General features: G+C 42.2%; 16 protein-coding genes and 1 rRNA gene. All 17 read left to right on the forward strand.

Annotated elements, in window-relative coordinates:
- Window positions 1-137: 137 nt before the first annotated feature.
- Window positions 138-536, forward strand: coding sequence for a 30S ribosomal protein S8 (gene rpsH / locus A3GW_RS0105005; protein WP_018368206.1), 399 nt, complete (start codon window positions 138-140; stop codon window positions 534-536).
- Window positions 537-692: 156 nt separating this feature from the next.
- Window positions 693-884, forward strand: a complete 192-nt coding sequence (locus A3GW_RS0105010) for a hypothetical protein (RefSeq protein ID WP_233275313.1) — start codon at window positions 693-695, stop codon at window positions 882-884.
- Window positions 885-950: 66 nt separating this feature from the next.
- Window positions 951-1,487 carry a 50S ribosomal protein L6 gene (gene rplF / locus A3GW_RS0105015; protein WP_018368208.1) on the forward strand — a complete coding sequence of 179 codons (537 nt, stop codon included), beginning with the start codon at window positions 951-953 and terminating at the stop codon, window positions 1,485-1,487.
- 94 nt (window positions 1,488-1,581) lie between these two features.
- Entirely contained in the window at window positions 1,582-1,938 is a 357-nt protein-coding gene (rplR, locus tag A3GW_RS0105020) for a 50S ribosomal protein L18 (RefSeq protein ID WP_026216602.1), read from the forward strand.
- A 17-nt stretch (window positions 1,939-1,955) separates the two neighbouring features.
- On the forward strand, window positions 1,956-2,450 hold the full coding sequence (gene rpsE, locus A3GW_RS0105025; RefSeq protein WP_018368210.1) for a 30S ribosomal protein S5: 495 nt from the start codon (window positions 1,956-1,958) through the stop codon (window positions 2,448-2,450).
- Between the two features lie 14 nt (window positions 2,451-2,464).
- Entirely contained in the window at window positions 2,465-2,644 is a 180-nt protein-coding gene (rpmD, locus tag A3GW_RS0105030; RefSeq protein WP_018368211.1) for a 50S ribosomal protein L30, read from the forward strand.
- A 190-nt stretch (window positions 2,645-2,834) separates the two neighbouring features.
- Window positions 2,835-3,275 carry a 50S ribosomal protein L15 gene (rplO, locus tag A3GW_RS0105035; protein WP_018368212.1) on the forward strand — a complete coding sequence of 147 codons (441 nt, stop codon included), beginning with the start codon at window positions 2,835-2,837 and terminating at the stop codon, window positions 3,273-3,275.
- Window positions 3,276-3,289: 14 nt separating this feature from the next.
- Window positions 3,290-4,597 (forward strand): preprotein translocase subunit SecY, encoded by a 1,308-nt coding sequence (gene secY / locus A3GW_RS0105040; protein WP_018368213.1) that lies wholly within the window; start codon window positions 3,290-3,292, stop codon window positions 4,595-4,597.
- Between the two features lie 206 nt (window positions 4,598-4,803).
- Window positions 4,804-5,445, forward strand: coding sequence for an adenylate kinase (locus tag A3GW_RS0105045; RefSeq protein ID WP_018368214.1), 642 nt, complete (start codon window positions 4,804-4,806; stop codon window positions 5,443-5,445).
- A 118-nt stretch (window positions 5,446-5,563) separates the two neighbouring features.
- On the forward strand, window positions 5,564-5,782 hold the full coding sequence (gene infA, locus A3GW_RS0105050; protein WP_018368215.1) for a translation initiation factor IF-1: 219 nt from the start codon (window positions 5,564-5,566) through the stop codon (window positions 5,780-5,782).
- 25 nt (window positions 5,783-5,807) lie between these two features.
- Window positions 5,808-5,924, forward strand: a complete 117-nt coding sequence (gene rpmJ, locus A3GW_RS11455; protein WP_000868345.1) for a 50S ribosomal protein L36 — start codon at window positions 5,808-5,810, stop codon at window positions 5,922-5,924.
- 23 nt (window positions 5,925-5,947) lie between these two features.
- Window positions 5,948-6,313 (forward strand): 30S ribosomal protein S13, encoded by a 366-nt coding sequence (rpsM, locus tag A3GW_RS0105055; RefSeq protein WP_018368216.1) that lies wholly within the window; start codon window positions 5,948-5,950, stop codon window positions 6,311-6,313.
- 17 nt (window positions 6,314-6,330) lie between these two features.
- Complete coding sequence (gene rpsK, locus A3GW_RS0105060; protein WP_018368217.1) at window positions 6,331-6,714, forward strand: 30S ribosomal protein S11; 384 nt, start codon at window positions 6,331-6,333, stop codon at window positions 6,712-6,714.
- A gap of 46 nt (window positions 6,715-6,760) precedes the next feature.
- Window positions 6,761-7,699: a DNA-directed RNA polymerase subunit alpha gene (locus A3GW_RS0105065; RefSeq protein ID WP_018368218.1), complete on the forward strand. Its 939-nt coding sequence runs from the start codon at window positions 6,761-6,763 to the stop codon at window positions 7,697-7,699.
- Window positions 7,700-7,714: 15 nt separating this feature from the next.
- Complete coding sequence (gene rplQ, locus A3GW_RS0105070; protein WP_018368219.1) at window positions 7,715-8,101, forward strand: 50S ribosomal protein L17; 387 nt, start codon at window positions 7,715-7,717, stop codon at window positions 8,099-8,101.
- A 278-nt stretch (window positions 8,102-8,379) separates the two neighbouring features.
- A complete protein-coding gene (locus tag A3GW_RS0105075; protein ID WP_018368220.1) occupies window positions 8,380-9,654 on the forward strand; it encodes a glutamate-cysteine ligase family protein in 1,275 nt (424 codons plus the stop codon).
- A gap of 315 nt (window positions 9,655-9,969) precedes the next feature.
- A 16S ribosomal RNA gene (locus A3GW_RS0105080) occupies window positions 9,970-10,245 on the forward strand; the annotation flags it as partial.

The raw sequence follows: 10,245 nt of genomic DNA on the forward strand, positions 1-10,245 counted from the left end.
GGTCGGTCGTCTACGCTGACTACTGCCAACCACTACCTAGCCTGATTTAGGTCTTTCAACCCATCACCGCTCGTTCATCGGGCATCATTAACTAGCAAGTGCGTCTTGCAAACTACTAGTAAGAGGAGAAAAATAAAATGGTTATGACTGACCCTATTGCAGACTTTTTAACTCGCATTCGTAATGCCAACATGGCTAAGCACGATGTGCTTGAAGTGCCTGCATCAAACATCAAAAAAGGGATTGCTGAAATCCTGAAACGCGAAGGTTTTGTGAAAAACATCGAAATCATCGAAGACGACAAGCAAGGCATCATCCGTGTCTTCTTGAAGTACGGTGCTAACGGTGAGCGCGTTATCACAAACTTGAAACGTGTCTCAAAACCAGGTCTGCGCGTTTACTCAAAACGTGACGACATTCCACGTGTCCTTAATGGACTCGGTATCGCTATCATCTCTACGTCAGAAGGTCTCTTGACAGATAAAGAAGCTCGTCAAAAGAATGTTGGTGGAGAGGTTATTGCCTACGTTTGGTAAAATCAAGATACAAAGAGCGTAAAGCTACCAAAGCAAAAATAGGAAACTTGACGCAGAAACCTTGGTTTCTAGGAAAGTTTATCATTTTTGCACAGGTAGTAGCTTGTGTTCAGTTTAGCTGATTAACAGGTCAGCGAAATAGAGAGGAAATTAGTTTTGAAGAAAAGTATGACAGCGACTGAATTGAATGAAAAATTGGTTGTTGCAGAAGACGCCTTGGCTGAATTATCAAAAGATGATCTCGTGTCTCTTTTAGGTGAAATTGGCTATAGCCCTGCTGCTATTGATGTATTGACAGAGTATCAGGGGTTTGTCAAAGCTTTTAGAGAGAAGCTAGGTTTACTCTAATCCAAACACCCCGTGAAAACTAGTCGCGTTGAGCGGCTTGATAATCTAACAGGAGAATAAAAGAATATGTCACGTATTGGTAAAAAAATCATTACTTTGCCTGCTGGTGTAGAAATCTCACAAAATGCTGGCTTAGTAACTGTTAAAGGACCTAAAGGTGAATTGACTCGTGAGTTCAACACAAATATCGACATTCGTGTTGAAGGTAACGAAGTGAGTTTACACCGTCCAAACGATTCAAAAGAAATGAAAACTATCCACGGTACTAGCCGTGCCAACCTTAACAACATGGTTGTTGGTGTATCTGAAGGTTTCAAAAAAGACCTTGAACTCAAAGGGGTTGGTTACCGTGCACAACTGCAAGGAACTAAATTGGTTCTTTCACTTGGTAAATCTCACCAAGACGAAGTTGAAGCACCAGCTGGTATTACTTTCACTGTTGCGAACCCTACCTCAATCTCTGTTGAAGGGATTAACAAAGAAGTTGTTGGTCAAACAGCAGCTTATGTGCGTAGCTTGCGTGCGCCAGAACCTTACAAAGGTAAAGGTATCCGCTACGTTGGTGAATACGTTCGTCTTAAAGAAGGTAAAACTGGTAAATAATAGCCTAATCGAGTGGTCAGTCTTCTTGACTAAATCGCTCAGCTATGTCTATTAAACATGCCCTAGGGCACAAAAAATGTAAGAGGTGAAAATTGTGATTTCTAAACCAGATAAAAATAAAATCCGCCAAAAACGCCACCGTCGCGTTCGCGGAAAACTCTCTGGAACTGCAGAACGCCCACGTTTGAACGTTTTCCGTTCTAATACAGGCATCTACGCTCAAGTAATTGATGACGTAGCGGGTGTAACGCTCGCAAGTGCATCAACTCTTGACAAAGCTGTTTCTAAGGGAACAAAAACAGAACAAGCCATTGTTGTTGGTAAACTCGTTGCTGAACGTGCAGCTGCTAAAGGTATTTCTGAAGTGGTCTTCGACCGCGGTGGATACCTTTACCACGGACGTGTGAAAGCTTTGGCTGATTCAGCCCGTGAAAACGGATTGAAATTCTAATAGGAGGATACTTAATAATGGCATTTGAAAAAAACGTAGCCGAACTTGAAGAGCGTTTGGTTGCTGTCAACCGTGTCTCTAAAACTGTAAAAGGTGGACGTCGTCTTCGCTTTGCAGCTCTCGTGGTTGTCGGTGATCGTAACGGCCGTGTTGGTTTTGGTACTGGTAAAGCTCAAGAAGTTCCAGAAGCAATTCGTAAGGCTGTTGAAGACGCTAAGAAAAACCTTATTGATGTGCCAATGGTTGGAACAACAATTCCTCACGAAGTTTACTCTGATTTTGGAGGCGCTCGTGTCTTGTTGAAACCAGCTGCTGAAGGTTCTGGAGTTGCTGCAGGTGGAGCTGTACGTGCCGTTGTCGAATTGGCAGGTATTGCGGACATCACGTCTAAATCACTTGGTTCAAACACTCCAATCAACATCGTTCGCGCGACTGTTGAAGGTTTGAAACAATTGAAGCGTGCTGAAGAAGTAGCTGCCCTTCGTGGCATCTCAGTGTCTGACTTAGCATAAGAAAGGAGATTATCATGGCTCAACTTAAAATTACCTTGACCAAGTCTCCAATCGGACGCAAGCCTGAGCAACGTAAAACAGCTGTTGCTCTTGGACTTGGCAAATTACATAGCACCGTTATCAAAGAAGATAACCCTGCTATCCGTGGCATGATTACTGCAATTTCTCACTTGTTGACAGTAGAAGAAATCTAATCAGTAAAAAGCCTGAGGGCGATGCCCTTTGCGAGGCGACCAATCTTTGATAAAAATAGTCGTCTCGATGTATATAGGACTCAGTCGCCAGGATTTCTGGCGACTTCAAGTCCGTTTTATCGGCGAGTTTCTGGTCTGCGTATCCTTCACAGACGAGAAGCGCTAGCATTTAAAAAAAGGAGAAAAATAAATGAAACTTCATGAATTGAAACCTGCAGAAGGTTCTCGTAAAACTCGCAACCGCGTTGGTCGTGGTACTTCATCAGGTAACGGTAAAACTTCTGGCCGTGGTCAAAAAGGTCAAAAAGCTCGTAGCGGTGGTGGCGTTCGCCCAGGCTTCGAGGGTGGTCAGACTCCATTGTTCCGCCGTTTGCCAAAACGTGGTTTCACCAACATCAATGCAAAAGAGTATGCCTTGGTGAATCTTGATGCACTTAACATTTTTGAGGATGGCACAGAAGTAACCCCAGTTGTCTTGATTGATCGTGGCATCGTTAAGGCTGAGAAATCAGGTATTAAGATTCTCGGCAATGGCGAGTTGACCAAAAAACTCACTGTGAAAGCAGCGAAATTCTCAAAATCTGCTGAAGCAGCAATCATTGCTAAAGGTGGTTCAGTAGAAGTTATCTAAGCGAGGTACTTCTTATGTTTTTCAAATTACTCTTTGAAGCCCTGAAGCTAAAGAATGTTCGCAAGAAAATTGCCTTCACACTCTTTATCATCTTTGTTTTTCGTGTAGGAACTCACATCACCGTGCCAGGTGTCAATGTCAAGAGCTTGGAGCAATTAGCAGATCTCCCCTTCCTGAACATGTTGAACTTGGTGTCTGGTAATGCCTTGACGAATTTCTCAATCTTTTCGATGGGGGTTAGTCCATACATTACGGCTTCCATTGTTGTCCAGCTTTTACAGATGGACATTGTTCCCAAGTTTGTAGAATGGGGCAAACAGGGTGAAGTAGGGCGTCGTAAACTGAATCAAGCAACGCGTTACATTTCACTCTTTGTGGCCTTTGCTCAATCGATTGGTATTACCGCTGGTTTTAATGCTCTTTCAAGTGTAGCCTTGATTGACAAGCCCGTCTGGCAAACCTATGTGATGATTGGCAGCTTGTTAACAGCGGGTAGTGTTGTCGTCACTTGGTTGGGGGAGCAAATCACAGATAAAGGTTTTGGTAATGGGGTGTCCATGATTATCTTTTCAGGGATTATCTCATCTATTCCTAACACCTTTAGGACGATCCATGAGGATTATTTTGTCAACGTTAAATCAGATGAGCTTCAAACCTCACTCATTTATGTTAGTGCCTTTGCATTAGCGACTTTGTTGATTGTTTTCTTTACAACTTTCGTGCAACAGGCCGAGTACAAGATTCCTATTCAGCACACCAAGTTAACAAAAGGGGCATCAAGCAGCTCTTATTTGCCGCTTAAGGTAAACCCTGCTGGTGTCATCCCGGTTATCTTTGCTAGTTCAATTACGACCCTACCAACAACTATCCTGCCTTTCTTTCAAAGAGGGAACCAGATTGTGCCGTGGATGGACAAGCTACGCGAAGCCTTGTCTTATCAGTCGCCAACTGGTATGGCACTCTACGCTGTTTTGATTGTCGTCTTTTCATTCTTCTACACCTTTGTGCAGGTGAACCCTGAAAAGACGGCTGAAAATCTGCAAAAGAGTGCATCTTATATCATTGGCGTACGTCCAGGTCGTGAGACAGAACAGTACATGTCTAGTTTGTTGAAAAAACTAGCAACTATTGGTGCGATTTTCCTTGCTTTTGTAGCACTCAGTCCAATTTTGGCACAACAGATTTTCGGTCTGTCATCCAATATTGCCTTAGGGGGAACGAGTTTGCTGATCTTGATTTCAACAGGAATTGAAGGGATGAAGCAGTTGGAAGGCTATCTCCTCAAACGGCGCTACGTTGGTTTTATGAACGCAGCTGAATAGAGGCATTTCAAAATAGAATATCGTGCAAGAAATGAAAGATTGTTTAGGGTTAGACTGGACAGTCACAACGTAAAACTTGCATAGAAGCGGGACGACAATAGCGCTGCTAGAAGCAGTTGCTCCTTGTCCCGCTCTCTATTTTGTTTTCAGATGAGTTTGTCAATAAAGGCAGATTCATCTGAAAACAAAATAATAAAGGAGACAAGATGAACCTTTTAATCATGGGTCTGCCTGGTGCAGGAAAAGGCACTCAAGCAGCTAAAATTGTTGACACGTTTGGTCTTAAGCATGTGTCTACAGGAGATATGTTCCGTGCGGCTATGGCAAACAAAACGGAACTGGGTCTGTTAGCTAAAAGCTACATTGACAAAGGTGACCTCGTTCCAGACGAAGTAACTAACGGTATTGTCAAAGAGCGTTTGGCAGAAGGAGACATCAAGGAACACGGCGTTCTCTTGGACGGCTACCCTCGGACACTTGATCAGGCAAAAGCGCTTGATCAAGCCATGGCAGAGCTTGGTTTAAGCTTAGATGGGGTCGTTAACATTGATGTTGCACCAGAGAGCTTAGTTGAGAGACTCAGCGGGCGCATTATCCATAAAGAAACTGGCGCCACATTCCACAAACTATTCAACCCACCAGCTGGGGACTACAACGAGGACGACTACTACCAGCGCGAAGATGACAAGCCAGAAACGGTCAAACGTCGCTTAGATGTTAATATCGCTCAAGGAGAGCCGATTTTAGCACATTATCGTGCAAAAAATCTTGTTCATGACATTGACGGCAACCAAGACATCAATGATGTGTTTGCGTCGATCGTAAAAGTCCTAGAAACTTTAAAATAAGCAGAAGATATGGCTTGCAAATCGCTATAAACAGTGATATAATTGATAAGTCTGACTTATATTATTTACCCTTTTGAGAAAAGGGACATCAAATCGACATTTAAGGAGGTACTTTTGCGTGGCAAAAGAAGATGTGATTGAAATCGAAGGTAAGGTTGTTGAAACCATGCCTAATGCGATGTTTACTGTTGAATTAGAGAATGGGCATAAAATTCTGGCGACAGTATCAGGAAAAATCCGCAAGAACTACATTCGTATTCTTGTCGGTGACCGTGTGACTGTGGAACTTAGCCCCTACGATTTAACACGTGGACGGATCACATACCGCTTTAAATAATCGAAATAATTGGAGGGATTAAAACATGAAGGTAAGACCATCGGTTAAACCAATTTGCGAATACTGTAAAGTTATTCGTCGTAACGGTCGTGTTATGGTGATTTGTCCAACAAACCCTAAACACAAACAACGTCAAGGCTAAAATAGTTATAGAAAGGAGAAAACATGGCTCGTATTGCTGGAGTTGATATTCCAAATGACAAACGCGTAGTGATTTCATTGACTTATGTCTACGGTATCGGTGTGCCAACGGCTAAGAAAATCTTGGCTGCTGCAGGTATCTCTGAAGACATCCGAGTGAAAGACTTGACCCCTGATCAAGAAGACGCTATCCGTCGTGAAGTAGACGCAATCAAAGTAGAGGGCGACCTCCGTCGTGAAGTTAACCTCAACATCAAACGCTTGATGGAAATCGGTTCATACCGTGGTATCCGTCACCGCCGTGGACTTCCAGTCCGTGGTCAAAACACCAAGAACAATGCGCGTACTCGTAAGGGTAAAGCAGTTGCTATTCCTGGTAAGAAAAAATAAAATAGGAGGTAAATAAATTGGCTAAACCAACACGTAAACGCCGTGTGAAAAAGAATATCGAATCAGGTATTGCTCACATTCACGCGACATTTAACAACACTATTGTTATGATTACTGATGTACACGGCAACGCTATCGCTTGGTCTTCAGCTGGTGCCCTTGGTTTCAAAGGTTCTCGTAAGTCAACACCGTTCGCGGCTCAAATGGCTTCCGAAGCTGCTGCAAAAGCTGCACAAGAACATGGACTTCGCACGGTTGAAGTAACAGTAAAAGGTCCTGGTTCAGGTCGTGAATCTGCTATTCGTGCTCTTGCTGCTGCTGGCTTAGAAGTAACAGCAATCCGCGATGTGACTCCTGTACCGCATAACGGTGCTCGTCCTCCGAAACGTCGTCGTGTGTAAGTCATAATCGCTTTTTATACACAATTCGTTTCGAGGGAGTAACTAAATGATTGAGTTTGCAAAACCAATAATAACAAAAATTGATGAAAACCAAAATTCCGGTAAATTTGTGATTGAACCACTTGAACGTGGCTACGGCACAACTCTCGGAAACTCTCTTCGTCGTGTACTTTTGTCCTCCCTTCCAGGTGCGGCAGTGACATCAATTAAGATTGATGGAGTACTCCACGAATTTGATACTGTTCCAGGTGTTCGTGAAGATGTGATGCAGATCATCCTCAATTTGAAGGGTCTTGCCATTAAATCTCATGTTGATGAGGAAAAAACGATGGAACTCGATATTGTTGGTCCCGCTGAAGTTACAGCAGGAGATATCTTGACAGATAGCGATATCGAAATCATTAACACCAATCATTACCTCTTTACTATTGCAGAGGGTGCTAGCTTTAAAGCGGTTCTTAAAGTTAATACTGATCGTGGCTATGTACCAGCTGAAAATAATAAAAAAGGTGACGCACCAGTTGGAACCTTGGCTATTGATGCCATTTATACACCCGTTAAGAAAGTCAATTACCAAGTTGAACCTGCCCGTGTTGGTAGCAACGATGGATTTGATAAGTTAACGATTGATATTGAAACGAATGGAACGATTATTCCAGAAGATGCACTAGGTCTATCTGCAAATGTTTTGATTAACCACCTCAACCTCTTTACTGACTTGACGGACATTGCTAACAACATGGATGTTCTCAAAGAAACAGAAGTGGTGTCAGACGAAAAAGTACTTGACCGAACCATCGAAGAATTAGACTTGTCTGTTCGTTCATATAACTGCCTCAAGCGCGCGGGAATTAACACCGTCTATGACTTGACAGAAAAATCAGAGACTGAAATGATGAAAGTACGTAACTTGGGACGTAAGAGCCTTGAAGAAGTTAAAGTAAAATTGCATGATTTAGGTCTGGGATTAAAAAACGATAAATAATTTAAGGAGGAAAACATGGCTTACCGTAAATTAGGACGCACTAGCTCACAACGTAAGGCAATGCTTCGCGACTTGACAACTGATCTTTTGATCAATGAATCAATCGTGACAACTGAAGCTCGTGCTAAAGAAATCCGTAAAACCGTTGAAAAAATGATTACTCTTGGTAAACGTGGTGACTTGCATGCTCGTCGTCAAGCAGCAGCTTTTGTTCGCAACGAAATCGCATCTGAAAACTACGATGAAGCAACTGACAAATATGTTGCAACAACTGCTTTGCAGAAATTGTTCTCAGAAATTGCACCACGCTATGCTGAGCGCAACGGTGGTTACACTCGTATCTTGAAAACTGAGCCACGTCGTGGTGACGCAGCTCCGATGGCAATCATCGAATTAGTTTAATTCATCAATTTTGTTGAGTGTTATGATGATGGAAAGCTTGCTTTCTTAGTCTAGCTCTGGTCTGCCGCTGGGCCTGTCCCAGCGGTAACACTCATCATCATTGATTAGTTACGCTTGTTTACGAGAGACTTCTAATTAACTTAGAAATCTCTCGTAAGCAGGCGTTTTTGTATTGTATGTTATAATGGTATTAAGGGTTGTAGTCAGGCAAGTTTATCAATAACGTCTAAGCTTACCCTGCTGTATTTCGTAAGTTGAACAATGGATGAGGTAAGTGAATGGACAAGTTAAAAAAGGCATTGAGAGATATTTATTTATCACCTCTAAAGGAGACAAGAGACCTGTATATCGGTGTTGAACTGGAGTTTCCCATTGTCCATCGATTATCTCAGAAAACGGACATAGAGGTCAGTAAAGCCCTCATGATTTTCTTGGTGGAGCACTTTCATCTAGTGATTGAACAGCATGATGCAGACGGTGCTCCTGTACAATTATATCACCCAGGCACAAAAGACCGAATTCTTTTTGAAGTCTCTTACAACATCCTCGAATTTGCCTTCGGGAAATCTAAAACAATCCAAGAAATAGATGACCGTTTTCAACATTATCTGAAAGCCGTCCAGTTGTTTTTAGGGCAACATGACCATGAACTCCAAGGTGTCGGGATCCATCCAGCCTGGGATAAAAATGACAATTCTGCAGTGAAGTTACCTCGCTACCAGATGTTGATGGCTTATTTAGCCTTAGCTAACGAAGACGCGACTGATTGGTGCCACCCTTTTACTGATTACGGAGCCTTTATTTGTAGTAACCAAGTCCAATTAGATGTGACTTCAAGCAATTACCTGCGTGTTCTCAATGCTTTCAATAAAATAGAGGCTGCCAAAGCCTATCTCTTTTCTAATTCTGTTTTTAATGGAGCTGACTGGGATACGACGATTGCTCGTGATATTTTTTGGGAACACTCGTTCCACGGTTGTATTGCTGAAAATGTTGGTCTTTTTCCTCATGATTTTTATAGTGATGATGAATTATTGGATTATCTGACAAAAACATCTTTATTCACTGTTAATAGAGATGGAAAAGTCTATTATTTCCCGCCAATATCGTTAGAAAACTACATTGATTCAAAGGAAATAAAGGCTTATTCTGTCGGTCACACGAGTTCAAAAAGTTATTTACAGCCGTGTCTATCTGACCTTGAAACCCACCGTGCTTACCATTACAACACTTTAACGAGACGTGCGACGATTGAGAGCCGTAGCGTTTGTACACAGCCACTAGAGAGTACCTTTGCGCCCATAGCTTTTCAGCTTGGTCTATTGGTAGCAATAGCAGAGCTTGAAGATTATTTAGAACAAGCGGACTTCTTTCAGCATTATGGTAAAGACTACCCAGCCCTCCGTCGCCAATTTTCCCAAAAAAGTTTATCAGCTGAAGAAAAAAATAAAATTCGCAAATTCAGTCTTGATTTACTCAATATCGCCAGGAATGGGCTATTGAAAAGAGAATTTAAGGAAGAAAACTACTTAACCAACATAAAACTGCCGTGAATAAAGGAAACTATCGAAAAAGAAGTTCAAAAAAAAATAAAAAAATCCACTTGCCAAAGTTTCTAAGATGTGATAAGATATAACAGTTCTCTTCGGAGAGCATGAGTCTGAGAGAGTGGACGAAAAAAACTTTAAAAAAAGTTTAAAAAAGTAGTTGACAGCTTATCTAAGATTTGATAGAATATAGGAGTTGTCTCTTAGGAGATGACGGATGACCCTTGAGAACTGAACAAGACGAACCAAGTTGGGATTGAATGNGATGTTTAATCCCGTCAATAAACGGAAAAAGTCAGTAATGACTGAGACAAATCAACTTTTAATGAGAGTTTGATCCTGGCTCAGGACGAACGCTGGCGGCGTGCCTAATACATGCAAGTGGAACGCAGTTAGTTCACCGGAGCTTGCTCCATCGAATTGACTGAGTCGCGAACGGGTGAGTAACGCGTAGGTAACCTGCCTGATAGCGGGGGATAACTATTGGAAACGATAGCTAATACCGCATAACAGTATTTACTGCATGGTAGATACTTAAAAGGAGCAATTGCTTCACTATCAGATGGACCTGCGTTGTATTAGCTAGTAGGTAGGGTA

The organism is Streptococcus entericus DSM 14446 (genome assembly GCF_000380025.1).
Lineage (GTDB): Bacteria > Bacillota > Bacilli > Lactobacillales > Streptococcaceae > Streptococcus > Streptococcus entericus.

Bases quoted from the DNA above. Each gene is read 5' to 3' on its own strand.
- A3GW_RS0105045 (WP_018368214.1), top strand. From the start codon at position 4,804: ATGAACCTTTTAATCATGGGTCTGCCTGGTGCAGGAAAAGGCACTCAA.
- secY (WP_018368213.1), top strand. From the start codon at position 3,290: ATGTTTTTCAAATTACTCTTTGAAGCCCTGAAGCTAAAGAATGTTCGC.
- rpsE (WP_018368210.1), top strand. From the start codon at position 1,956: ATGGCATTTGAAAAAAACGTAGCCGAACTTGAAGAGCGTTTGGTTGCT.
- A3GW_RS0105065 (WP_018368218.1), top strand. From the start codon at position 6,761: ATGATTGAGTTTGCAAAACCAATAATAACAAAAATTGATGAAAACCAA.
- rplO (WP_018368212.1), top strand. From the start codon at position 2,835: ATGAAACTTCATGAATTGAAACCTGCAGAAGGTTCTCGTAAAACTCGC.
- rpsH (WP_018368206.1), top strand. From the start codon at position 138: ATGGTTATGACTGACCCTATTGCAGACTTTTTAACTCGCATTCGTAAT.
- rpmJ (WP_000868345.1), top strand. From the start codon at position 5,808: ATGAAGGTAAGACCATCGGTTAAACCAATTTGCGAATACTGTAAAGTT.
- rplF (WP_018368208.1), top strand. From the start codon at position 951: ATGTCACGTATTGGTAAAAAAATCATTACTTTGCCTGCTGGTGTAGAA.
- rpmD (WP_018368211.1), top strand. From the start codon at position 2,465: ATGGCTCAACTTAAAATTACCTTGACCAAGTCTCCAATCGGACGCAAG.
- rpsM (WP_018368216.1), top strand. From the start codon at position 5,948: ATGGCTCGTATTGCTGGAGTTGATATTCCAAATGACAAACGCGTAGTG.
- A3GW_RS0105075 (WP_018368220.1), top strand. From the start codon at position 8,380: ATGGACAAGTTAAAAAAGGCATTGAGAGATATTTATTTATCACCTCTA.
- rplQ (WP_018368219.1), top strand. From the start codon at position 7,715: ATGGCTTACCGTAAATTAGGACGCACTAGCTCACAACGTAAGGCAATG.